Annotated in this window: 22 protein-coding genes; 15 read left to right on the top strand and 7 right to left on the bottom strand. The window is 71.2% G+C overall.

Going from position 1 to position 23,970, the window contains the following annotated elements; translation table 11 throughout:
* The first annotated feature begins 5 nt into the window (after positions 1-5).
* Both F4560_RS38475 and F4560_RS38470 read left to right on the top strand, forming a co-directional pair.
* Positions 6-851, top strand: coding sequence for an SDR family oxidoreductase (locus tag F4560_RS38475; protein ID WP_184927971.1), 846 nt, complete (start codon positions 6-8; stop codon positions 849-851).
* A gap of 100 nt (positions 852-951) precedes the next feature.
* Complete coding sequence (locus F4560_RS38470) at positions 952-3,996, top strand: alpha-L-rhamnosidase (RefSeq protein WP_184927970.1); 3,045 nt, start codon at positions 952-954, stop codon at positions 3,994-3,996.
* A gap of 11 nt (positions 3,997-4,007) precedes the next feature.
* On the opposite strand, the gene F4560_RS38465 is transcribed toward F4560_RS38470, so the two are convergent.
* A complete protein-coding gene (locus F4560_RS38465; RefSeq protein ID WP_184927969.1) occupies positions 4,008-5,630 on the bottom strand; it encodes a sulfatase-like hydrolase/transferase in 1,623 nt (540 codons plus the stop codon).
* Between the two features lie 98 nt (positions 5,631-5,728).
* Here F4560_RS38465 and F4560_RS38460 point away from each other — a divergent pair, with 98 nt between their 5' ends.
* A complete protein-coding gene (locus F4560_RS38460; RefSeq protein ID WP_184927968.1) occupies positions 5,729-6,400 on the top strand; it encodes a RibD family protein in 672 nt (223 codons plus the stop codon).
* Here F4560_RS38460 and F4560_RS38455 read toward each other — a convergent pair.
* Both F4560_RS38455 and F4560_RS38450 read right to left on the bottom strand, forming a co-directional pair.
* Positions 6,382-6,795: a DoxX family protein gene (locus F4560_RS38455; protein WP_184927967.1), complete on the bottom strand. Its 414-nt coding sequence runs from the start codon at positions 6,793-6,795 to the stop codon at positions 6,382-6,384. The two genes, F4560_RS38460 and F4560_RS38455, sit on opposite strands and share 19 nt — an antisense overlap.
* Complete coding sequence (locus F4560_RS38450) at positions 6,788-7,510, bottom strand: CDP-alcohol phosphatidyltransferase family protein (RefSeq protein WP_184927966.1); 723 nt, start codon at positions 7,508-7,510, stop codon at positions 6,788-6,790. Before F4560_RS38450 ends, F4560_RS38455 begins: the two co-directional genes overlap by 8 nt.
* A gap of 46 nt (positions 7,511-7,556) precedes the next feature.
* Between F4560_RS38450 and F4560_RS38445 the strand changes: the two genes are divergently transcribed.
* Together F4560_RS38445 and F4560_RS38440 are read left to right on the top strand one after the other, a co-directional pair.
* Positions 7,557-8,534: a zinc-dependent alcohol dehydrogenase gene (locus F4560_RS38445; RefSeq protein WP_184927965.1), complete on the top strand. Its 978-nt coding sequence runs from the start codon at positions 7,557-7,559 to the stop codon at positions 8,532-8,534.
* Complete coding sequence (locus F4560_RS38440; protein WP_184927964.1) at positions 8,521-9,201, top strand: creatininase family protein; 681 nt, start codon at positions 8,521-8,523, stop codon at positions 9,199-9,201. Before F4560_RS38445 ends, F4560_RS38440 begins: the two co-directional genes overlap by 14 nt.
* Here F4560_RS38440 and F4560_RS38435 read toward each other — a convergent pair.
* The 4 genes from F4560_RS38435 to F4560_RS38420 are packed head-to-tail and all read right to left on the bottom strand — an operon-like array spanning position 9,127 to position 12,328.
* Positions 9,127-10,107, bottom strand: a complete 981-nt coding sequence (locus tag F4560_RS38435) for a lysylphosphatidylglycerol synthase transmembrane domain-containing protein (RefSeq protein ID WP_184927963.1) — start codon at positions 10,105-10,107, stop codon at positions 9,127-9,129. The two genes, F4560_RS38440 and F4560_RS38435, sit on opposite strands and share 75 nt — an antisense overlap.
* Positions 10,104-10,883: a class I SAM-dependent methyltransferase gene (locus F4560_RS38430; RefSeq protein ID WP_184927962.1), complete on the bottom strand. Its 780-nt coding sequence runs from the start codon at positions 10,881-10,883 to the stop codon at positions 10,104-10,106. Before F4560_RS38430 ends, F4560_RS38435 begins: the two co-directional genes overlap by 4 nt.
* 9 nt (positions 10,884-10,892) lie before the next feature.
* Positions 10,893-11,933: a glycosyltransferase family 4 protein gene (locus F4560_RS38425; RefSeq protein ID WP_184927961.1), complete on the bottom strand. Its 1,041-nt coding sequence runs from the start codon at positions 11,931-11,933 to the stop codon at positions 10,893-10,895.
* Complete coding sequence (locus F4560_RS38420) at positions 11,930-12,328, bottom strand: 6-pyruvoyl trahydropterin synthase family protein (protein WP_184929639.1); 399 nt, start codon at positions 12,326-12,328, stop codon at positions 11,930-11,932. The genes F4560_RS38425 and F4560_RS38420 overlap by 4 nt, the downstream gene beginning before the upstream one ends.
* 90 nt (positions 12,329-12,418) lie before the next feature.
* Between F4560_RS38420 and ribA the strand changes: the two genes are divergently transcribed.
* The 10 genes from ribA (at position 12,419) to F4560_RS38370 (ending at position 23,906) form a co-directional block, all read left to right on the top strand.
* Positions 12,419-13,057, top strand: a complete 639-nt coding sequence (gene ribA / locus F4560_RS38415) for a GTP cyclohydrolase II (RefSeq protein ID WP_184927960.1) — start codon at positions 12,419-12,421, stop codon at positions 13,055-13,057.
* A 528-nt stretch (positions 13,058-13,585) separates the two neighbouring features.
* Complete coding sequence (locus F4560_RS38410; protein ID WP_184927959.1) at positions 13,586-14,992, top strand: hypothetical protein; 1,407 nt, start codon at positions 13,586-13,588, stop codon at positions 14,990-14,992.
* Positions 14,989-16,458: a DUF4407 domain-containing protein gene (locus F4560_RS38405; RefSeq protein ID WP_184927958.1), complete on the top strand. Its 1,470-nt coding sequence runs from the start codon at positions 14,989-14,991 to the stop codon at positions 16,456-16,458. The genes F4560_RS38410 and F4560_RS38405 overlap by 4 nt, the downstream gene beginning before the upstream one ends.
* Positions 16,459-16,492: 34 nt before the next feature.
* Entirely contained in the window at positions 16,493-17,206 is a 714-nt protein-coding gene (locus F4560_RS38400; protein WP_184927957.1) for a vWA domain-containing protein, read from the top strand.
* Positions 17,206-18,192, top strand: coding sequence for a protein phosphatase 2C domain-containing protein (locus F4560_RS38395; protein ID WP_184927956.1), 987 nt, complete (start codon positions 17,206-17,208; stop codon positions 18,190-18,192). Before F4560_RS38400 ends, F4560_RS38395 begins: the two co-directional genes overlap by 1 nt.
* Positions 18,189-19,139, top strand: a complete 951-nt coding sequence (locus F4560_RS38390) for a hypothetical protein (protein ID WP_184927955.1) — start codon at positions 18,189-18,191, stop codon at positions 19,137-19,139. Before F4560_RS38395 ends, F4560_RS38390 begins: the two co-directional genes overlap by 4 nt.
* Before the next feature lie 58 nt (positions 19,140-19,197).
* Complete coding sequence (locus tag F4560_RS38385; RefSeq protein ID WP_221483792.1) at positions 19,198-19,842, top strand: protein DA1; 645 nt, start codon at positions 19,198-19,200, stop codon at positions 19,840-19,842.
* Positions 19,843-19,864: 22 nt separating this feature from the next.
* Positions 19,865-20,563, top strand: a complete 699-nt coding sequence (locus F4560_RS38380; protein WP_184927953.1) for a nucleotidyl cyclase domain-containing protein — start codon at positions 19,865-19,867, stop codon at positions 20,561-20,563.
* Positions 20,560-22,791 (top strand): amino acid adenylation domain-containing protein, encoded by a 2,232-nt coding sequence (locus F4560_RS38375; protein ID WP_184927952.1) that lies wholly within the window; start codon positions 20,560-20,562, stop codon positions 22,789-22,791. The genes F4560_RS38380 and F4560_RS38375 overlap by 4 nt, the downstream gene beginning before the upstream one ends.
* A complete protein-coding gene (locus F4560_RS38370; RefSeq protein ID WP_184927951.1) occupies positions 22,788-23,906 on the top strand; it encodes a hypothetical protein in 1,119 nt (372 codons plus the stop codon). Before F4560_RS38375 ends, F4560_RS38370 begins: the two co-directional genes overlap by 4 nt.
* Positions 23,907-23,970 lie beyond the last annotated feature (64 nt).

The following is a 23,970-nucleotide window of genomic DNA, read 5'->3' as shown; positions in this document are numbered from 1 at the left end:
TCGCCATGATCCTGATCACCGGGGCGACCGGCACCATCGGCAGTGAAGTCTTGAAGCTCCTGGTCGAACGGGGCGAGCGGGTGCGGGCCGTGACCCGTTCGCCCGACAAACTTCCACCGGACCTCGACGTCGTCCGGGCCGACTTCGACGACCCCGACACGCTGCGGCTCGCCATGACGGGCGTCGATGCGTTGTTCCTGCTCACGGCACCCGCGAAGCCCACGCCGGACCACGACTTGGCGGCGCTCGACGCGGCGACGCGAGCGGGCGTGGGCACGGTGGTGAAGCTGTCCGCGATCGGCACCGGGGAGACCATCGGCGACCGGACCGTCGGTGGGTGGCACCTCGCGGCGGAACGGGCAGTGCAGGACAGCGGGATGGCGTGGACCGTGCTGCGGCCGTCCAGCTTCGCGTCGAACTTCCTGCGGTTCGCGCAGCCGATCGCGGCCGGTGGCCCCGTGCCGAACCTGACAGGCAACGCACGGCAGGGCGTCGTGGACCCGCGTGACGTCGCGGCGGTGGCGGTCGAAGCGCTCACCACGTCCGACCACAAAGGACAGACCTACGCGCTGACCGGTCCCGAAGCGCTGAGCGTCCCCGAGCAGGCCGCGATCCTGGCCGCCGCGCTGGGCAGGGCCGTCGAGACCGTGGACGTGCCGGCGGACGCCGCACGGGCCGACATGCTCGGTCACGGCATGGACGCCTCGGCCGTGGACGCCGTGCTCACCGGGGTCGAGTGGGCGCGGGCCGGGCACAACGCCGTGGTGACCGAGGACGTCGCCGAGGTCCTCGGCCGCCCGGCGACGAGCTTCGCCACCTGGGTGCGCGACCACTTGGCTGCGTTCCGCTGAGTACGTCGGAGCGCGTACGCGCGGGAGCCGCTTCCGGGCGGACGACGGCGCGGAGCGGTCTGGGGACGATAAGCTGACATCCGACTCAGGGGGTCAGGTCATGGCAGAGGTCAGGCGCAGGGCCGTGTTGGGCGGGATGGCGGGCGCGGCGGCGTTGGCGGCGGTGCCGTTGCGGGCTCAGGCGGCCGAGGGGGTACGCGCTCGGCGGTTGACCGTCGAGCACGTGGCCGACCCGCTGGGCATCGACGTCGGCGCGCCGCGGTTCTCCTGGCAGTTGGCGGCATCCGGGACCGGGCGGGCCCAGAGCGCCTATCGCCTGGTCGTGGCCAGCCGACCGGAGAAGCTGGGCGCACCGGACGTGTGGGACTCCCGGAAGGTCCGGTCGGGCGAGCAGACCGCGCAGGTCTACGCCGGGCCGCCATTGCGGAGCAGGACCCGGTACCACTGGGCGGTCGAGGTCTGGGACGAGGCCGGACGCCCGGGGCAGGCCGGGGCCGCGTGGTTCGAGACGGCGATGCTCGCGGACGGCGACTGGTCCGCCGACTGGATCGGCACCGGCGCGGTGCTCACCCCGCCCGTGCGGGTGCTGCCGCCACGCCAGTTCACCGCCGTCCCGCTGGACGCCGGGCACACGCTCGGCCAGACGTTCCGAGCCGACGGCCCGCACACCGGCTTCACCGTGCTGCTCAAGGTCGACGGCACCGCGCGCTGCGTGATGTCCCTGCGCCAGGACGGTCCACAAGGGACGGTCGTCGCGGAGAAGGTTCTCGACGGGCTCACCGGCGACCGCTACGGCCAAGCACACGGCCGGCTCGACTTCCCGCAACCGCTCGAACCCGGCGCGTACTACCTCGAACTCTCCGCCGGACAGGGGAACTTGGGCTGGTACGGCCTGTCCTACGACGCCTACCCCGAGGGCACCGCCCACGTCGACGGCGTGCCGCAGACCGGCGACCGCTGGCTGTGCGGCATCCCGCCGGCCCCACCCGCCGACCCGCTGCTGCGCGACGAGTTCGACCTGCCCGCGCCGGTCGCGTCCGCCCGGCTCTACCTGGCCGGTCTCGGCCACGCCACCGCGTGGGTCAACGGCGGACGGGTCGGCGACGGCGAGCTGTCCCCGCCCGCCACGGACTTCGACGTCCGCTCCCTCTACACCACGCACGACGTCACCGCCCTGCTCCACCAAGGCCGCAACGCACTCGGCATCGCCCTCGGCCGCGGGTTCTTCAGCACGCGTGCGGCGGACACCGACGGCAGCGACCGGGCCCGCTGGATCGCCGAACCGAGGGTGAAGGCGCAACTCGAAGTCCGGCTGACCGACGGCCGCGCCGTCACCGTCACCACCAGCCCGGATTGGCTCCTCACCGAAGGCCCGACCACGTCCGACGGCGTGTACGCGGGCGAGTCGTACGACGCCCGCCGCGCGCGAGCCCTCGTGGGCTGGTCCTCTCCCGGCTTCGACACCACGGGCTGGCGGCCCGCGACCCGGGTGGACGGTCCGGGAGGCAGGCTGGAGGCGTACGCGGGCGAGCCCGTGCGCGCCGGGGGTGTCATCCGGCCGAAGAACGTGACGCGACACGGTGACACCTGGCTGTACGACTTCGGCGTGCTCCTGTCCGGCTGGACGACGTTCACCGCACAACTGCCGGAAGGCGCCACGATCCGCCTCCTGCACTCGGAGAAGCTCGGCGCGAGCGGGCGGATCGAGACGCAGACCCCGGGCGGTCTGGAGAACGCGATGGTCGACGGCCGGTTCCAGCTGGACGAGTACACCGCGACCGGCACCACGGAGACCTGGCGGCCTTCGTTCACGTACAAGGGTTTCCGCTACGTCGAGGTCACCGGCGCGCCGGGCCGGCTGGACCTGGCGGCGGTCCCGCTGCACAACGACGTGGCCGACACCATGGACATCAAGGTTGAGCACCCGGTGCTCCAGTGGATCGCCGACGCCTTCCACCAGACCGCCCTGAACGGGCTGCGGGGGCAGCTGGAGCCGTCGGCCATGTACAGCAAGCTCGGCTGGACCAGCAGCACCTACCGCGCCGCTCAGCCACTGCTCTACCAGTTCGGTGTGGCCGCCGTGATGGGCAAGTGGCTGGACGACGTCCGGCTCGGCCAGGCCCCTGACGGCGAGATCCCGCTCATCTCACCCATGGGCACGGTGGCGGGCGGCGGCCTGCTGACGCCCTCGTCCACCGGCGTCTACCCGTTCCTGGTCCGCCGCTACTGGCTTGCCTACGGCGACCGGACCGTACCGGAGAAGCACTACGAACCCGTGAAGCGGTACGTCGGGTGGCTGCTCGGCAAGCTCGACGACGACATCGCCGACGACGTGTTCGGCGACTGGTACCCGCCGAGGCCGGGCGACACGCCGGGTCCGCCCGAGGGCAACAAGCTGGTCGGCACGGCGTACGTGATCCGCACCCTCCGTGACGCGATCGCGTTGGCCGAACTGCTCGGCGACACCGCCCAGGTCGCCGCGTGGTCCGGCCGGGCCGACGGGATCACGCGCCGGTTCAACGAGGTGTTCCTCGATGGGGACACCTATCGCACCGAGATCCCCACCGCCTACCGCCAGACCAGCAACGCCGTGCCGCTGGCGTTCGGCCTGGTGCCCGCCGGACGCGTGCGAGCCGTCGCCGCGCGGCTGGCCGCCGAGGTGGAAGCGACGCGGCACCTGGACACGGGCGCGCTGGGCGTCGGCGCGCTCCCGTACGCCCTGTCCGACCACGGCCGCGCCGACCTCGCCCACCTCGTGCTCGGGCAGCGCGACTACCCGTCGTACGGCTACCTGCGCGACCTGGGCGCGACGACGTTCTGGGAGTCGTGGGAGGCGGACTCGCGCGGCCGCAACGACCCGACGATCAGCTCACCGGTGTCCTGGCTGGTCGAGCGGGTGGTGGGGGTCGAGCCGCTGGAGCCGGGCTGGGCTCGGTTCCGGGTCGCGCCGACGCCCGTGCTGCCGAGTGCGAGCGCGGCGCTGGACACCGTTCGCGGCCGGGTCGAGGTGTCCTGGCGGCGTGACGGCGGCACGCTGGCGCTGGACGTGCGCGTGCCGGTCAACGCGGTGGCCGAGGTGGTCCTGCCGAACGGCGCCCGCCGGCTCGGTTCCGGTCACCACCACCTGACTTCGCCGGTCGGTTGAGCCGCTGACGGCTAGCGGAACGCGGTCAGGAACTGGTCGCGGAAGGTGTCCATCGGGCGGACCGGCGCATTCGGGCCCGGCTTGAGGCCGTCGGTCCAGGCCCACTCGGCGGTCCGGTCCAGCACGGCCCGGTCGCGGGTCACGATGGTGATCGGCACGTCCCGGCTCGCGCCGATGCCGGTGACGAACGGCGCGGGCTGGTGGTCGCCGAGGAACACCAGCACGAGGTCGTCGTCGCCGTAGGTCTCGACGTACGACACGAGGGTGTTCAGCGAGTATTCGACGGACCGCGCGTAGTCGGCCCGCACCGACGCGGGTTCACGGCCGAACATGTCCTCCGCCGGAGCCTCACCGGACGGCATCGCGTTGTAGACGGAGCCGTCGCCGACGTCGTCCCAGCCGACCGTGGACGGGAAAGGCGACCACGGCGCGTGGCTGGACAGCAGCGGGATCGCGGCCATCACGGGCTCGTGCTCACCGGCCCGCTCGGCCTGCTGGAACCGCGACAGCGTGAACTGGTCGGGCATGGTCGCGTAGCCGAAGCGCGGCCCCCGGTAGCCGAGGTCGCCGGACGCGTAGATCCGGTCGTAGCCGAAGACCTCGCCCTCCGGCCAAGCCTCGGTGATGCCCGGCATGACACCGACCGAACGCCAGCCCGCACGCCGGAACGCGCCGCCCAACGTGAGCCGGTCGCCGGCCACGAGCGTCCGGTAGCGCTGCTGGTTGTCCACCCACAGCCCGGACAGCAGGGTGGCCTGGGCGAGCCAGCTGCCACCGCCCGCCGTCGGCGAGGTGAGGAACGCGCTGCGCGAGGCGTACCCGGCCTCGGCCAGCCGCCGCGTGCCCGCGTCCAGCACCGCGCCGACGTGCGGCGCCATCTCCGGGTCCTCCACCGCGTCCCGCCCGTAGCTCTCCACGAACGCCAGCACGACGTCCTTGCCGCGCAACGCCGTCAGCAGCTCCTCGCCCGCCGCGTCGCGGAACGCGTCCACCGCCACCGCCTCCGCGAACCGCTCCTGGTCACCCAGACCCGCGCGCACCTGACGTGCATGGTCGTAGACGAACTCGGCCGTGCTGTGCGACGCGATCGGCACACCGGGCGCGAGTTGCAGGCCCGGCGCGGCACACGTGATCCACACGACCGTGAGCACGGCGACCGCACGCGTGACGAACAGCCTGTGGCGATCCACCACGCTCGTCAGCCGCACCACGGACCTCGCCGTCAGGAACACCACCGCCGCCGCGAGCAGCACGGCCGCCGACACCACCGCGACCGCCGCGAACCACCCCACCGTCACGTCCACGTAGCCCACCGCCGGACCCAGCAACGGCCAGTCGAGCACCAGGTCGAACGGCCGGTACAGCACCGCCTCGAACCCGATGTCCATCGCCTTCACCACGAGCAGCACGCCGAGCGCGACCCCGCCGACCACCGCCGCCACCCGTCGCGCCCGCCCTCGCAGCACCAGGACCACCACCAGGCCGAGCAGCCCTTCCACCGGGATGCGGAGGAACGCCGCCACCGTGAACCGGTTGAAGTCGCCGGGCACCACCAGGGCGAACACCACGAACACGAACGCCAGGACGGTGAGCGCGACCCGACGGCCACGATGATCAACGACACGCTCCGTCATACCGTCCTCCGCGGTCGTCCACGTCCTGCTGGGTAGAACGCGTGATCGGTGGTCTGCGGTTCAGACGCGGGCGGTTCACGCGTCGGTACGGTGGGCGCGTGATTCGTCCGCACGTCCTGCTCAGCGTCGCCGTCAGCGTGGACGGCTACATCGACGACCGGGGTGCGGAGCGGTTCCCGCTGTCCAACGCCGAGGACTTCGACCACGTCGACCGCGTGCGCGCGGAGTCGGACGCGATCCTGGTGGGTGCCGCGACGATCCGCCGCGACAACCCCCGGCTGCTGGTCAACAGCGCGGAACGGCGTGCCGCCCGGGTCGCGGCGGGCCGTCCCGAGCACCCGGTGAAGGTCACCGTGACGGGTAGCGGCGACCTGGACCCGACGCTCAAGTTCTGGCACCACGGCGGCGACAAGGTCGTCTACACCACGGACGCCGGGCACGCACCGGCCCGTGCCGCAGTCGGCGAACTGGCCGACGTCGTCCCGATCGGCCCCGCCATCGACTTCGGCGCGCTGCTGGACGACCTCGGCGCGCGCGGCGTGGACCGCCTCATGGTGGAGGGAGGCGGCCTGATCCACACCGCGTTCCTGACCGCCGGGCTGGCCGACGAGATCCGGATGGCCGTCGCGCCGATGCTGATCGGCCAGGCCACCGCGCCGCGGTTCGTCAACCCGGCCGAGTTCCCGGGCGGACCGGCCCGCCGCTTCCACCTGGAGGAGGTGGCCAAGCTCGGTGACGTCGCCGTGCTGCGTTACTTCCCGAAGGCCTGAAGCAGCGCCTTGACCGTGTCGCGGCGGAACCACGCCACCACGGCGGTCAGCACGACCACGGTCCCCGGCAGCACCGCGGCAGGCGGGTCGCCGAGGATGACCACCTCGGTGGCCACCGCGCCCACCATCACGCCCACCACACCCAGCGCCGCGAGGCCGCACAGGCGTGGCACGAGCAGCCCCAGCCCGCCCGCGATCTCCAGCACACCGGTCACGTACCGCAGCCACTGCCCGAACCCGATCTTGTCGAACTTGCCGACGAACTGGTCGCCGAACAGCGACCAACCGCTGTAGACCATGAACGCGGCCAGGAGCACCTGCAACGCCCAGAGCAGGACGTTCCCGACCTTCATCCCGTTGGACATCGCCGGACCGGACCTCGCCGACTCAGACATTGCGGACTCCCTCCACCGATACCGGGGCATCGCGCCACAACCAGGCGATGTCACGGCCGAACGACCAGATCAGCGCGGCCAGCGCGAGCGCGACCAGCACGCCGGAGTACGGCACCAGCCCTGACGCGGCCACGACCAGCACGATCCCCTGCACGGCGGCCACGACCTTGCGCGCGTAACTCGGTGGCAGCGCACCCCGCAGCCGGCCCAAACCCCAGGACGCCACGACGAACGCGTACCGCAGGGCGCCCATCACCAGCACCCACGGCCCGAACTCGAACGCCACGTGCACGCTCAACACCAGGATGAGGAACGCGTCGACCTCCATGTCGAACCGCGCGCCCATCGGTGACGCGGTGCCCGTGCGGCGGGCCACCTGACCGTCCACGAAGTCCAGCGAGAGCGCCACCGCGCCGAACACGACGAGGACCGCGGTGTGATCGGAGCCGTCGGCCACCATCGCCGTGACGCCGCCGACCAGCAGCCCTCTGGCCAGCGTGACGCGGTCGGCCGGGCCGAGCAGCCCGGTCGCGGACCGCTGCAACGCGCCGCTCAACAACGCCTGCGTCCCGACCGCGTACGCCACCCCCGCGAGCCAGCCCAGCGGACCGAGCCCGACCGTGCACTCCAGCACGCCGAGCAGGAGCACCTGGACCGCCGCCCAGGCGGTGGGCTCTGTGTTCGTCAGCGGCGCACTGTGCTGAAGTGTGGTCATCGTGCCCCTCTGTGGCGGTGGGCCTCGTTGTCCGGAGGTTGTACAGATGACACGCTTTGCGAGGGCCCTCTGGTTCACCTCAGCCGGGAAAACCGAGATCCGGCCGGTCGAGCTGCCTTCGCCGGGACCTGGTGAAGTCCTGGTCCGAACCCTCTACTCGGGCATCAGCCGCGGCACGGAGAGCCTGGTCCTGCGCGGTGGTGTGCCGGAGAACCAGCACGACGTGATGCGGGCGCCGTTCCAGGAGGGCGACTTCCCGTGGCCGGTCAAGTACGGCTACCTGAACGTCGGTGTGGTGGAACACGGTCCGCTCCTCGGTCGCACGGTGTTCTGCCTCTATCCACATCAGACACACTATGTCGTTCCGGCGGACGCGGTGACTCCCGTGCCGGACGCCGTGCCCGCGTCGCGCGCGGTGCTGGCCGGGACGGTGGAGACGGCGGTGAACGCGCTGTGGGACGCCAAACCGCTGATCGGCGACCGGATCGCGGTGGTCGGCGGCGGGATGGTCGGGTGCGCGGTGGCCGCCGTGCTGGCCCGCTTCCCCGGCGTTCGGCTGCAACTGGTCGACGCCGACCCGGCCCGCGCGTCGGTGGCCGCCGCGCTGGGCGTCGACTTCGCGTCACCCGATCAGGCGACTGACGGCTGTGACCTCGTGGTGCACGCGAGCGCGTCCGAGGCGGGGCTGGCGCGGTCGTTGTCGTTGCTCGCGCCGGAGGGTGAGGTGCTGGAGCTGAGCTGGTACGGCGACCGGCGGGTGAGCGTGCCGCTGGGCGAGTTCTTCCACTCCCGTCGGCTGCGGCTGCGGAGCAGTCAGGTGGGCGTGGTGGCGCGGCCGGACCGGACGTACGCCGAGCGGATGGCGCTCGCGTTGGACCTGCTCGCCGATCCGGTGTTCGACGCGCTGATCACCGGCGAGAGCGACTTCGACGACCTGCCGTCCGTGCTGCCGGAGTTGGCGAGCGGCGAACTCCCGGCCCTGTGCCGGCGCGTTCGTTACGGTTCCGGGCATGTACCTGCCTGACACCACCGGGGACGTGCGGGCGGCGACCGTGGCGGTGCTGCCGATCGGCAGCCACGAGCAGCACGGCCCGTACCTGCCGTTGGCGACGGACACGGTCGTCGCCTGCACGATCGCGCGGTCGATCGCGGACGCTCATGCCGTCCGGCTGCTGCCGCCGATCACGATCTCGTGCTCGCACGAGCACGCCGACTGGCCGGGCACGGTGAGCATTTCGGCACGGACGTTGTACGCGGTGGTGCGGGACATCGCCGACTCGTTGCGCCGGTCCGGTGTGCCGCACTTGGTGCTGGTCAACGCGCACGGCGGGAACTACGTGCTGTCGAACGTCGTGCAGGAGTCCGAGGGGATGGCGTTGTTCCCGAGCAGCGCCGACTGGGCCGCCGCACGGGCCGCCGCGGGGATGGAGACGTCTTCGCGCAGCGACATGCACGCGGGGGAACTGGAGACTTCCGTCCTCCTGCACGCCCATCCGGAGCTGGTCAAACCCGGTTACGAGACCAGTGACCACCTGGCCGACGACCGGCCGCACATGCTCACGCTGGGGCTCGCGCCGTACACGCCGTCCGGGGTGGTCGGGAGTCCTTCGCTGGCGTCAGCCGACAAGGGCCGGGACCTGCTCGCGGCGCTGGTCTCGGCGTTCGGGGCTTATGTCGCGCTGTTCTCGTGACCGGTCTCCTGACCGGCGGTCTCCTGACCGGCGGCCGAACATCGTCAGGACACCGGGCAGGCTGCTGATCAGCGCCAACACGCCGTAAACCACACCGGTCGTCAGGCCTTGGGCCGCACCGAGACCCGCCGCGCCGAACGCCACCGCCAGAAACGCCTCACGCGGTCCGAAGCCGCCGACGTTCACCGGCACGGCCATCACCAGCAGCGCCAGCACGATCAGCGGGATGAGCCGGCCGATCGGCGCGTCGGTGCCCGCCGCTCGGGCCGCTACGACGAACAGGACCACGTGACCGGCCACGGTCACCGCCGACAGCAGCGCGACCTTCGGCATGACTTCCGCGTTCACCAGGCCCGTGCGGGCGTCCGCCCACGTCTTCCTCAGGTGTTCGCGCACTCTCGCGGACCTTCCGGCTGCGGCGGCGGCTGCGACTACTGCCGCCATCGCCGTCACCAGGACACCCTGGCTCGGCAGCCCGACCGGCATTCCCTCGCTGACCAGCACCGCGACACCCAGCGTCACGAGCACCACCTGACCCGCGGCCCGTTCGAACACCACCGCCCGCACGCCGCGCCCGACGTCACCGGCCAGCCGTCCGTGGCTCACCGCGCGGTGCACGTCACCGAGCACTCCGGCGGGCAGCACGGCGTTGAACAACAGCCCTCGGTAGTAGTCGTTGACGGCCTTGCCGAGGGTGAGCGGGAGGCCGAGACGGCGGGCGATCACGCACCACCGCCACGCGCTGGACACCGTGGTCAGCAGCCCGATCCCCAGTGCCGCGGCGATGGACCAGCCGTTGACCGCGCGCAGTCCGGCCACGAACGCGTCGGTGCCCAGCCGCCACCCGAGCGCCACCATGATCCCGACCGCGCCGAGCAGCCTCAGCCACGCCCAGAGCCTGGTCATGCCGGTATCGCCAGCAGGTCGGTGTGGTGCACGACGACGCGCGGCCCGTTGTCCCGCTTGCGCCGCAGGTAGGCGGGGGCTTCGGCGGCGAGCGCCGGTTCCTGCTCCACTGCCGCGTCCACCCACCCGCGCAACCATTCGGCCGCCAACGCGTTCTGGTCCGAGCCCAACCGCCACGGGCTCGGGCTGGTGGTGACGTCCGCGCCTCGCCGTTCGAAGGCCTCCACGGCGGCGTCGGTGGCGTCCGGGCCGAGCAGCCGACGGCCGGCGACGACGCGGCGTTGGTGGGCGTTGAAGGCGGCTTCGAACTCGGCGTCCAGCGGTTCGGCGGGGTCGAACTCCACCCGTCCCGCGACGGACAGCGTGAGCAGGGCCGGGCAGCCCGCGCCGACGCACGCCTCGGCCAACCCGTCCACTTCGGCTCTGGTCAGCAGGTCGAGCAAGGCCGACGCGGTGACCAACGACGTGCCCGCCAGGTCGGCGGCGGTGAGGGCGGTGAGATCACCCTCGCGCGTCTCCACCGTGACGCCACTCAACGCAGCCGCCGCGATGCCGAGCAGCCGGGGGTCGCGGTCGTGCAGCACCCAGTGCTGCGGACCGTCCAGCCGCCCGGCGAGCCATCGTCCCAACGATCCCGTTCCACACCCCAGATCACGCACCACGAGGGGTGTCCGGTTCAGATGGATCTTGCGCAGCCGCTCCACCAAATCGTCTGCCCGAGCGTCCGCATCGGCTTTCTCGCGCAGCGCCAGCCATTCCGGTGCGAAGGTGCTCATGGCCGCAGACTAGCCGGCACCTCCGCAGTCTGCTCCTACAGCTGACGCCACTCTCGCCAGCGCCGCCGCCGTCTCGTCCCAAGTAGACAGTCGGGTGCGGCGGGTTCGGGCTTGGGTGCGGAGGGTGTGGCGCCAGTGGTTGTCGGTCAGCCAGCGGTGGAGGGCTTGGGCGAGTGCTGTGACGTCGCCTGGTGGGAGGAGGAGGCCGCCGGTGGCCAAGGCGTCCGGGACGGCGCTTGCGATCACCGGGATGCCTCTTGCCAGGGCCTCGGTCACGACCATGCCGTAGGTCTCGGCTCTGGACGGCAGGACGAAGAGGTCCGCCGTGGCGTATGCGCGGTCGAGTGCGGTGCCGGCGAGGGGGCCGGTCAGGTGGATTCGGGAGGTCAGGGCGTGGTGGGTGATCAGGTGTTGGATTTGGGTGGGACGGCCGGGGCCTACGAACGTGCAGGTCCACGGTAGGTCGGCGACCGTGGCCAGGGCTTCGATCAGCACGTCGTGGCCCTTGCGCGGGGTCAGGGAGGCTACGCAGAGGAGCTGGGACACGCCGTCCGTGCCGGTGGCGAGTGGGGCGGGGTCGGTGCCCGGGTTTACGGCGTGGACCTCGGTCAGGCCGTGGTGGTCGGTCAGGTGTCGGGCTGCCTGTGGGCTGGTGGCGATGACGGCACGCACAGCGCGTAGGCACTCGCGCTCGGCAGTGTCCAGACTTGCGGTCACGGCGGGAGGTAGGCCGGTTTCGGCGGCCAACGGCAGGTGCACCAGGACGATCAGTCGCAGCCGACCGGCGTGCGGCACGACGATCTCCGGCACACCGCACGCCACCAAGCCGTCCAGCAGCACTACGGCACCGTCGTCAAGAGCGACCAACGCCCTCGCCAGATCAGCACGGGCGTTCAAGTCTGGTTGGGGCCAGGTGCCGGGGACGGTGATCTCGTGCACCTCCGTGCCCAACGCCCGCAGTCCCTCGATCACCCGGCGGTCGTAGACGTTGCCGCCGCTGGGCGACGTGGGATCGTCCACGCCGCCGGGCAGCACGAAGTGGAGCGTCACAGCGGACGTTCGTAGCTCGCCCACGCCACGTGCGACTCGTGCAACGTCACCTCGATGGCAGTCAACCCACGGGCTCCCTCACCGAGCGCGCCCTCGTGCACCAGGTCCGCCAACTGGTCGGCGATGTGCTTGGCCAGGAACTCCGTCGACGTGTTGATCCCGGCGAACGCGGGCACGTCGTCCAGGTTCCGGTAGTTGAGTTCACCGAGGACGGCGTGCAGCCGCTCGGTCGCGAGTCCGATGTCGACCACGATGTTGTCCGCGTCGAGCTCGGCCCGCTTGAACCTAGCGTCCACCACGAACGTTGCTCCGTGCAGGCGTTGTGCCGGACCGAACACGTCGCCGCGGAAGCTGTGGGCGATCATCACGTGATCACGAACGGTGATGCTGAACAGGGTGACCTCCGCCGAGTGAGCGAGCTACGGTGCAAGTCCGGTCGAGCGTAGTGAACGCCCGGCCGGTGTCGGGGCGACGAGGGGAACCGGATGCGCGAGGACACCTTCGAGGACACCTTCGACGACGAGGACGTCGCCGAGTCCGACCTGGTCACCCGCCGCGGCACGTTCCGCGCGGTGGCGTTCCGGGCGGACGGGCACGAGCACATGGCCCTCGTCTACGGACGCACCACGATGCGCGAGAACGTGCTGGTGCGCGTGCACTCGGAGTGCATGACCGGCGACATCTTCGGCGCGATGCGCTGCGAGTGCGGCGACCAGCTGGAGGCCGCGCTGGACCGGATCGTCGCCGAGGGCGGCGGCATCCTGATCTACCTGCGCGGCCACGAAGGGCGCGGCATCGGCCTGGTGGCCAAGGTGCGCACGCACGTGCTCCAGGACGAGCAGGGCCTGGACACCCTCGACTCCGCCACCACCCTGGGCCTCCCGGTCGACATCCGCGACTACACCTCCGCCGCCCGGATCCTGAAGCACCTGCGCGTCCTGTCCGTGCGGCTGATGTCCAACAACCCGGACAAGATCAAGGCGCTGGAGGACAACGGCATCGAGGTCGCCGCCCGCGTGCCGCACCTGATGCGCCCCAACCAGCACAACATCGGCTACCTCACCGCGAAACGCGACCGGATGGGCCACGACCTGCCGCAAGTCGACGTGTTCGCGGCCGACTAGTCCACAACTAGCCCGGCCACGCTATTCCGCTCTTTTGCGGGTAGTCGACACACACTCATATCGACTTTCCGCGGGACCGGTCCCCGAACAATCGCAATGACGACTCCATTCGGCTGGACTTCGAATATTCCAGTCCGTCCTGATTGGTCACGCGCCGCAGTCGCGCCCAACACCCGAACGACGGTTGAATGGCGACCGAATCGTTACACCTGAATATTCTTCACACCAACTTCGCTGGTCAGACCCTCAAGCGGCGAACCAGGGCATCGCTCGACCGTTTCATTGCCAATCTATTTGATGACCCAGTGTCGACCGATCCTCCGCCGGACTGCTCCACTCGTGCCGGGGAACTCGACCCAACCGGCGGTAACGGACTTAAACGACCGCCCGATTGACCCCCCGAGACGCTCACTCCGCACAGTCGGACGGATGCGACGGCAATGGCCGGCACACCGCCAGCTATTGTCCCGTCCGCCTCCGTTCTGCCGACCAACGTCGAATGTCGTGACCCGCTGAAGAGGGGTACTCGTGGGGATTTCCTCGTCCGGCACCGCCATGTCCGTCGCACCCGACGAACTGGGCACTCCCGGCGACCAACTCGGCAAAGGCGGCGAGGCGACCGTCTTCGACCTGCCCGGCCTCACGTACCCGGACGTGACCGGCGCCCTCGTCTACAAGCGCTACCGGAACGGCCACGACGCACCGCAGAGCCTGCGCCGCGTCGTGGCCGCCCGCGCCAACCTCGACCCGACGAGACGCGCCCGGCTCGACGCCGTCACCGCCTGGCCCGTCCGGGTCGTGGAGGAGCACGGGCAGGCGGTCGGCATCGTCATGCCCCGCATCCCCGACCCGTACTTCGACCGGGTCGTCCGCAACGCCGGCGTGAAGAAGTCGCTGCGCGAGGTGCAGAACCTGTTCATCGACCCGGTCCGCGCCCTGAAGGTCGGCCGTCCCGCGCCCACCGACCAGGAGCGGCTGCGGATCTGCCTGGACTTCGCCGCCGCGCTGGCGTTCCTGCACGACGAGCTGAAGATCGTGTTCGGGGACATCAACCCCAAGAACGCGGTGTTCCGGCTCGACGCCCGGCCGATGGTGATGTTCCTCGACTGCGACGCGGTGCGGCCGACCGGTGTCGTCGCCCACGTCCGGCAGCTCGACGCGCCCGACTGGGTGCCACCGGAAGGCGGCAAGCTCACCCTCGCCACCGACCACTACAAGCTCGGCCTGTTCATCCTGCGCTGCCTCACGCCCGGCGCGGGTTCCTCGGTGAACACCGATCCGGCCGCGGCGGCGAGTGTGCTCGACGCGGCAGGGCTGGCACTGCTGCGGCGCGCGTTGGGCGGCCCGTCGAACCGCCCGTCCGCCCGTGACTGGGAGATCCACTTCCGCCGGCTGCTCGGTGAGGCCATCACGCCACCGCGGCTCGGCGAGGTGGCCGTCGACCGCGCGTTCGTCCTCGCCGGCCGGCCCGTCGCGGTCGAGTGGGAAGCGTTGGAGGCACGCGAGATCGAACTCGTCGCGGGCACGCGGACCGTGCGGGTGGACGGTCGACCGGGCAAGGGCAGCACGCCGATCACCCTGGACGAGTCCGGCTGGATCCGGGTCCGCGCCGTCAACGACCTCGGCGTGGACCTCCGGGAGGTCGGCCCCGTGACGGTGGCGCCGCTGCCCGAATTCCGCCAGCTGCCCGTGCCGATGCCCGACGTGCACCTGCCCCACACCCCCGCGCCACCGAACCTCCGACTGCTCCCGCTGCCCGCGGTCGACGTGCGGGTGGAGCTGCCGGACCCGTACCCCGACGGCGGACGGCCCGCACCGTGGCCGCCCATGCCCGCGCCACGCGCCGCCGGGTTCCCGCTCGACCTGCGGGCGATGTTGACCGACTCACCCGAGGTCGACCTCGGGTCACGCGACGGTGAAGGGACGGCCCGATGAGCCTCTCCACGCGGCTGGCCACGCTGGCCGGCGCCAGGGCCGAGATCCTGGCGAAGGCGCCGGGTGACGTGAACAAGCACGCCGCGCTCGGTGGCGTCCTGCTCACCACGTCCGGTGTGGCCGCGGTGTCGGCGTTCTTCGCCATGCACTCGGTGCTGGGGCTGGCCCCCGCCGTCGCCGCGGCGGTCGGCGCGGTCTGGGGTCTGATCATCTTCAACCTCGACCGGATGCTCGTCGTCACGATGACGCGCGGCAACGGCTGGCTGTTGAACAGCGTCGCCGCGATCCCCCGGATGGCGCTGGCAGCGGTGATCGGCGCGATCATCTCGACCCCGCTGGTGCTGGAGATCTTCGAGCCGGAGATCAACAGCGAGCTGATCGCGATGCAGGCGGAGACGACCGAGCGCAACCAGAACGAGTACGACCAGGCGTACGCCAAGATCAAGGAGTTGGAGACCGAGGAGGCCGGGCTCCTCGCCGTCATCGCGGGCCGGGCGGCGACGACCGTCTCCGACGACGCCGACGTGAAGGCGGCGAAGAGCGCCCTCGACGTCGCGGAGAAGGCGTACCAGGACGCGAGGCAGTCCGCGCAGTGCGAGTTCGACGGCGTCTGCGGGACCGGCGTGCCCGGTGACGGCGAGTCCTACCGGCAGAAGAAGAAGGTCGCTGACGACGCCGAGGCCGCCCGGGACCGGGCGAAGACCACGTTGGACGAGGTCACCGCGAAGGTGACCAAGCGCATCGAGGACGGCTCGGCCACCGACACCGAGAACGCGAAGAAGCGGCTGCCCGAGGTGCAGGCCGACCTCGACCGGCTGCGCGGTGACCGGGAAGACCTGGAACGGCGGGGCAGCGACGCGACCGCCGCCAACACCGGGCTGCTGGCCCGGCTCGAGGCGCTGGACCGGATCACCGACGCCCGGCCGAGCGGCGGGCGGGCGCACGAGGCCCTGTTCTGGCTCTTCCTGTCCATCGAAGTGCTGCCGGTGCTGCTCAAGCTGCTGTCCGGGTTCGCCCCCGAGACGCTGTACGACCGGCTGGCGAAGCGCGTCGACGACGGTCTCGACTCCGACGACGAGCTCTGGGCCAAGCGTGACCGCGACCTCGCGGTCGACCGCGCCGACCAGAACCTCGCCATGGAACGGCACAAGCTGGACGCGCAGACGAAGGCCCACGCCAAGACCACCCAGCTCGTCGCGGACAAGCAGCTCGGCATGGCCATGAAGGCGATCGACGTCTGGGCGGCGCTCGCGCAGCTGCGCACCGACGAAGAGCTCCACCACTGGTACCGCGCCCACGTCGGCGCGAACAACCAGCACACCATGCCCATCCCCAAGGTGGACAACCAGCACACGATGCCGTTGCCCAAGGTGGACAACCAGCGCACCATGCCGATCCCCCGGACGGCGCTGCCCACCAACGGCACCCACGTCCCCGGCGTGCCGTCGCCGTCGAACAACCCCTGAGCCGTCGAACAACCCTGATTGGAGACGCTCCGACATGGAGAGCGAAAAGGCCAAGCTGCTGCCCTTCTACCTGGTGATCGACGTCTCGGCGTCGATGACCGGCGACAAGCTCAAGCAGGCGAACGCGATCATGCCCGCGGTGGTCGACGCGCTGTCCGACGCGCCGATCCTGTCCGACAAGGTCCGGTTCGGCGTCATCGACTTCGGCACCGACGCGTTGGTCCGGCTGCCGCTGTGCGACCTGCTGGACGAGAACGTCACCCTGCCCGCGCTCAACGTCCGCGGCGCGACCTCGTACGCGGCGGCGTTCCGGCTGCTGCGCGACGAGATCGAGAGCAACGTCAAGCAGCTCAAGGCGGACGGCTTCCAGGTGCACCGGCCGGCGGTGTTCTTCATCAGCGACGGCGAGCCGACCGACCGCGACGGCGACTGGCGCGACGCGTTCCGGGACCTGACCGAGAACTTCCCGACGTACCCGAACGTCGTGCCGTGCGGTGTCGACGCGGCCAACCCGAAGACGCTGGCCTCGCTGATCTACCCGGCGTCCGGGCCGAAGGCCATGCAGATGTACCTGATGCAGGACGGGCAGAACCCGGCCGACGCGATCGCGATGATCGCCGAGATCCTGATCTCCAGCATGCTCGCGTCCGGGCAGAGCATGGCCCAGGGCAGCTCGGGGCTCATCCTGCCCGCCAAGCAGGACCTGCCGAACGGCATCTCCGCGCACTCGTCGGACGACTTCGTCTGATGGACACGTCGACCGAAGCAGTCCCCACGCCGGTGCCGGAACCGGAGTGGCGTGGCCGTTCCGAGCCGTTCCAGGTCGGCGATCCGGGCCGGGCGGCGTCCCTGGTGGTGCCGATCCCCGACCCGGACGGCTGGGACCGCCGGGACACCGTCCTGGACGGGGTCGCGCTGATGGACGGCGCGAAGAAGCCCATCGCCGAGGTGCGTGCGGCGAGCGTGCGCGGGCTGTCGCACCGCGCGTACGGGACGGTGCGGCAGGACGAGTACAGCTTCCGCCGCACCACGGACGGCCGGTACCTGGTGATCGGCGTCGCCGACGGCGTGTCCGCGGGCAAGCTGTCGCACAAGGCCGCGATCGTCGCCGCGCGCAAGGGCGCGGAACTGATCGCGAAGGCCCTGACGGCACCGAACGACTTGACGCCGGACAACTTCCCGTGGCCGGACCTCGTCCACGCGGTGGCGGGCCGGATCGAACGGCTGGGCCGCGAGCGGCTCGCCGCGATGGGGAACGCCGACGCGCAGACCATGTCCGTGCGCGACGTGGCCGCGCACATCGCGTCCACCGTGCTGTACGCGGTGGTCGACCTGACGCCGGTGGGCGGCGCGCACGTCGTGCACCTGCTCGCGGTCGGTGACACGTCCGCCTGGGTGCTGCGCGAAGGCGGCCGGTGGGAGCCGCAGAACGCGGTGAAGAACGACGGCGCGGAGCTGCACTCGTCCTCGGTCCACGCGCTGCCGCTGCCACCGGTGACAGACCCGAAACCGGTCCGGACGACCGTCGCCGCCGGTGAGGCGCTGGTGCTGATGACCGACGGCATCGGCGACCCGCTCGGCCACGGCACCGGCGCGGTCGGCCGGTTCCTCGCCGACGTCTGGGCCAAGCCGCCCGCGTCGGGGCTGGAGTTCGCGGCCCACATCGGGTTCGCGCGCAAGAGCTTCGACGACGACCGCACCGCCGTCGCGTTCTGGCCGGTCCCCAGGGCATGAGCGCCCACGTCGTCGGTCTCGACGCGCTCGGCCCGCTCGGCGCGCTGCTCGGCGAGGGCGGGCAGGCGAAGGTCTACGGAGCCCCGCACGTCACGCTCGCCGACGTGCCGGGACCGTTGGTCTACAAGCAGTACAAGGCCGGGCACGCGCCACCGCACGGACTGAACGCGGTGGTGGCGCGTCGCCTGCGGCTGGACGAGCGGACCCGGGAGCGGCTGGACCTGATGACCGCGTGGCCGGTCCGCGCCGTGGAGGAGGACGGCGAGGTGCGCGGCGTGCTGATGCGGCTCATCCCGGATGACTTCTTCGAGGACCGGGTGAAGCCCAGCGGCATCCCGGCACGGACGCTGCGCGAGGTGCAGCACCTGTTCATCGCACCGGAGCGGGCGGTGCGGCTCGGCATGCCCGCGCCGTCCACCGCCGAACGGCTGCTGGTGTGCCGCGACCTCGCCGTCGTGGTGCACCTGTTGCACCGCAACGGGATGGTGATCGGCGACCTCAACCCGAAGAACGCCGTCTTCCGGCTCACCGCGCGGCCGTGCGTGATGCTGGTCGACTGCGACTCGATCCGGATCAAGGGCGCGGCGGCGGTCGTCCGACAGCTCAACGCGCCCGACTGGGATCCGCCGGAGAGCGTGCTCAGCCAGTCGACCGACCTCTACAAGTTCGGCCTGTTCGTGCTCCGCTGCCTGAGCCCCGGTCCGTTCGCCTCGATCGCCCGCGATCCGAGCCGGGTGGACGACGTGCTGCCGGGTGGTGGCCCGAAGCTGTTGCGTGACGCGTTGAGCCGCGACCCGGGCGTCCGCACGACGGCGCAGACGTGGGGCCGGTACTTCGACGCGACCCTGACCGGCTCTCCCACACCGAGCACGCCGAACGTGGAGCGGACGGGAACCTCCGGGTGGCGGCGTGATCCGCGGACCAAGAGATGGGTGCCGGTGACCTGAGTTGGCCCACAGCTGCACCGTCTGCGGTCGTCCGCCGGTCGACCGGTACATCGTGTCGATGCACGGCGAGGTGACGTGCGCGCGGCACCACGCCCGGGAGGGCTGCGTGCTGTGCGGACGTCCGAGGGACGGCGGGGAGTCGGGGTGGTCGTCGTTCACCGCGACCACCGCGCGCTGTCCCACCTGCTCCCACCAGGCCGTGGACAGCCAGGAGGAGGCGAGGCGGCACATCCCCGCGGTCCGGCGGGAGATGGCCGCACTGGGCATCCAACTCGACCAGCGGGTGCGGGTGACCCTGGTGGAGCCGGACGTGATCAACCTCGGCAGTCCGGGCCTGTGCCTCGGCCGCACCCTCCAGCGCATCGAGGAATCGGTGACCGACGTGCTCGGCATCGAGATCGCGCGCGGCCTCACCGCGACCCACTTCGGCGCCACGGTCGCGCACGAGATCGGGCACGCGTGGCTCGCCCAGCGGGGAGCGCGGGGTCTGGCGAAGCCGCTGGAAGAGGGGTTGTGCGAGCTGTTCTCGGGCGCCTGGCTCAAGCGCCGGGGCACGGAGTTCGCCCGCACCATGCGGCGGGTGGCGCTGGAGAACCCGGACCCGGTGTACGGGGCCGGTTACCGCATGGTCCGCGACGCCGTCGTCTCGCACGGCATCGCGGTGGTGCTCGACTCGGTCTGCACCCGCAGCCGGCTGCCCTGATCACCTGATGAAGGAGGACGTCGTGACGCTCGAACCCGTGAGCCGCTCGATCCTGGTCGTGGACATCGAGAAGTCCAGCGAGCGGACGGACACCGAGAAGGCGGACCTGCGCGCGGTGCTCTACCGGGTGCTGCACGAAGCGCTGGACGCCGCCGGCCTGCCCGCCGAGCGCCGCCGGTCGGACGACCTGGGCGACGGCGTGCTGGTGGTGGCAGACTCGGAGGTGCTGCCGCTGCTCGACCCGTTGGCGGACGTGGTGGTCGACGGGCTCGCCCGCCACAACGCCGGTCTGCGACCGGAAGCCTGGCTGCGACTGCGCCTGGGCGTCCACTTCGGACTGGTGGCGCGGGACGAGCACGGCTGGGTCGGCGACGCGATGACCACCGCGTTCCGGATCGTCAACGGCGCGGGCGTCAAGGAGGTGCTCAGGGCCGCCGGCCGGGCGCAGTCCGTCGTGGTGGTCTCCGAGGCAGTCCACGACAGCGTGGTGCGCCACGGCTACCGCGGCATCCAGCCGGAGTCCTACGGGAAGCTGATCGACGACGGCCGCACGGTGTGGGTGCGGGTGCCCGGCTACGCAAAGCCTCCACTGTCCGGTGACGCCCCGAAACCGACGGACACCGTTCCCGGCAAGGTGTTCAACGCCTACAACAACGGCCACGTGTTCAACGCCGACACGATGAACGTCGACGCCCGCATAGGGTTCGGGGGCACGCCGTGAGCGACGAACAGCCGGAAGAACAGCCGGAGCCGGTAGCGGAAGAACCGACACCCGCCACCGAGGAAAAGCAGGCCGACCCACAACCGGACGAGGACCCCGACGAGCCGGACGCGAAGGCCAGTGCGTCCGACCCAACCCAGGCCCGGAAGCTGCACCAAGACGCCCGTGCGATGGAGAACGCCCTCGCGGCCCTCCTTGGCGAGCGCAACGGCAACGGCATCGGCAACGTCTTCGTGGCCAACACCATCGGCCTGGTCGACGCCGGTCTGCCGCGGGCGTCGGGCTCACGCCACGGCTCCCTGCCGACCGGACCGATCCCGTCGGAAGCCCTGAGCCGGGTCATCGGGACGTTCGTCAAGCCCGCCAACTACGACGAGTTGCGCCGCCGCCTTCGCGACCAGTGGCTGGTGCTGCTGCGCGCGCCCACCGGGTGGGGACGCACGGCCACCGCGCTGAACCTCCTGGGCGTGGAGTGCGCGCTCGGCGTGGACAAGCTCAGCCCGGACACCGACCTCCGCTCGCCGTCCACCCCGATCGACCTCTCCGGCGACCACGGGTACCTGCTGGAGGCGTTGGAGTACGACCAGGCGGCGGCGCTGAGCGAGTTCGCGCTCGACCTGTGGCGGCGCAGGCTCGAAGAGTCGAAGGCGCGGATGGTCGTCCTCGTCACCGCCGACACGCCGTTGCGGGACCGGGAAGTCGCCGCGTACCTCGTGGAAGGCGCGCAGCGGGCGGACGACCAGGCGTTGGTGTTGAGCCACTTCCGGAGCGGGCTGCGTGCCGCCGGACTGCCGCCACAAGACCTCTCGGACTTCCCTGAGTTCGCCGACCTGGTCGAGGAGGTGGTCAGCCGCACGTTGCGGGCCCACGACCTGGCGGACCTCGGCCGCGGCCTGTGCGCGGTCGTCTCAGGTGATCGCACCATCGAGGACGTCCGGCTCCAGTACGCGCACAGCGCGGAGTCGGCGTTCCGGGAGTGGTTCGAGGCCTTGCCCGACAACGAACACCGCGCGTTCGCCATCGCGCTCGGGGTGCTGGACGGCATGCCGCTGGCCACCGTCGCGGAGGCGGGCACGGCGCTCGCCAAGCTGATCCAGGCGGCCGAGATCCCGGACCCGCACGAACGGACCCGCGCGGTGTTCGCCATCCGCACCCGGGACCTGGTCGAGCGGATGGACGCCGAGATCACCTCCGCCGTCGAGGACAGCGAACTGGGCAGCCTGGCGGCCGAGGTGGTCCGCTACCGCGACCCGCACCGGCCGCGCAAGGTGCTCGAACACGTCTGGCGCGAGTACCCGGAGGCGCACGGGGTGGTCCGGCGCTGGCTGCGCGGCCTGGGCAGTTCACCGGACCGGCACGTGCGGATCCGCGCGGGCGTCGCGGTCGGGCTGCTGAGCCTGTCCGAGTTCGACCACGCGCGGCGGCACGTGATCGAGCCGTGGGCCGACGAGAACGACTACTGGGAACGCCAGGCCGTGATCGGCGCGCTGCGCCTGCCCGCCATGGAGCCGGACCTGCAACCGCTGATCACCCGCATGATCGACCGCTGGTTGCAGGGCCGGGAGGCGACCGGACGCCGGACCGCCGCCGTCGCCGCGCTGGGCACGTTGCCGATCATGACGACGGCGCAGGTGCTCAAGCGGCTGCGCAGGGCCGCCGACACCGAAGAGCCGCGGATGATCATCTCGGTGGCCGACGCCATCACCACGCTCACGCTGGAGGACGACCGGCTCGACCTGGTGCTCGGCGCGCTCCTGCTGTGGACTCGGGCGACCAGGACCACCGTGCGCAACACCGCTCTGATGTGCGTGCTCCAGCTGACCGTGTACCTCCAGGTGTCCGAGGACGGCAGCACCGATCCGTGGCCCGGCCTGCTGTGGATGGCCGACCAGGACCGGCGCGCGGACGACCCGGAACGCCCGGTCGCCGTCGGCACGCGCCGGCTCACCCGGCGGGAGGCGGTCGTCCTGCTGATCGCCCGTGCGCTGGAGGCCCAGTACTTCATGCCCGACGCGTTCAAGGTGGTCCAGCGCTGGGTCAAGACCGCCGAGCGCGACGACACGCAACTGGAGCCGTTGGGCGCGCTGCTCGCCGACGTCGTCGATGCCATCGGCACGTCCGAGACCATGCGGTCCCACCTGACCGACTGGGCCCAGGCCCGGCGCGGCCCCACCCAAGCCGTCACCCGGCTGCTCGCCGTTCTCGACCGTGAGGAGAACCGACCGTGACCGACAACCCGAACCCCGCCCCGGAGCCGCTGATCACCCACGTGCCGGTGACCCTCGGCGAGATGATGTCCCGGCGCCGCCCGGTGCCCAGGGCCGACCAGGCGACCATCTACCTCGACGCGAACGGCCGCTACCACCACGCCACCCAGCAGGTCCCGCTCGGCGGCGTGATGGGCTTCCGCGAGCTGTTCCTGGTCGACATGTCGGTGTTCTCCCGCCAGTTCGAGCTGCGGCTGCCGAGCCGGGAGCAGGCGTTCTACTTCACCGCCAAGGTGACTGTGCGCTGGCGGATCACCGACCCGGTCGAGGCGGTGAAGACGAACCTGGTGGACGCCGCCCCGATCCTCCTGCCGCACGTCGAGCGGGTGCTGCGCGACATCAGCGTCATGTTCCCGATCGACGACAGCACGGGCGCCGAGCGGGCCATCACCTACGCGTTCTCCGACGGCCGGCGCAAGGTGCAGCTCACCCAGGGCGTGAGCGTCCTCGGCTGCGTCGCCGCGCTCACCCTGGACGACGCCACCATCGCCCACGTCACCAAGCGCACGGAGGACGCGCGGGCGCACGTGGTGAAGACGGACGGGCTCCTGCGCGAGGGGATCGAGCAGACCGCCCAGCAGCGGATCGACCTCATGAACCGACAGCACGAGCTCGCGATGAAGCAGCTGGAGGAGGAGTACAAGCTCAAGCTGGAGCGCCAGCGGATGGAGTTCTTCAGCGGCGCGGTCGCGCAGGACCCGAACAACCTGATCGGCATCATGCTGTCCCAGTCCCCGGAGCGCGCGCCCGAGGTCATCGACATGTTGATGAAGCGGCACCGGATGGACCTCGACGACGCCAGGGAGCTGGTGGAGGTCATGCTCAAGCACGGGCTCGTCGCCCGGAGCGACGTCACCGGCATCGTGGACCGGGCCACCACGCTGCTGACCGGCCGGATGACGAACGCGCCGTTCGCCGTCGAGCCGACCACCGCGTCCGCGCCGGTGCTCCCCGCCGCGCCGGCCGCCTCGCTGGAGCCGACCCTCACCGCGGAGGTGGTCTCCGACTCGTCCAAGCCGTTGTTCGAGCCGTTGGACGACGACGAGGAAGACGACGACGAGGAGGACGATCTGTGAGGACTTCGAGCCCGCTCTGAACTGTGCACGGTTTGTGTTCATCGCGTGTGGTGGGCCGTGCGAG

Origin of the sequence: Saccharothrix ecbatanensis, assembly GCF_014205015.1 — a bacterium.
Taxonomy (GTDB): domain Bacteria; phylum Actinomycetota; class Actinomycetes; order Mycobacteriales; family Pseudonocardiaceae; genus Actinosynnema; species Actinosynnema ecbatanense.
The sequence above is the reverse complement of the archived record's forward strand: the minus strand, read 5'-3'. Positions and strand labels throughout refer to the sequence as shown.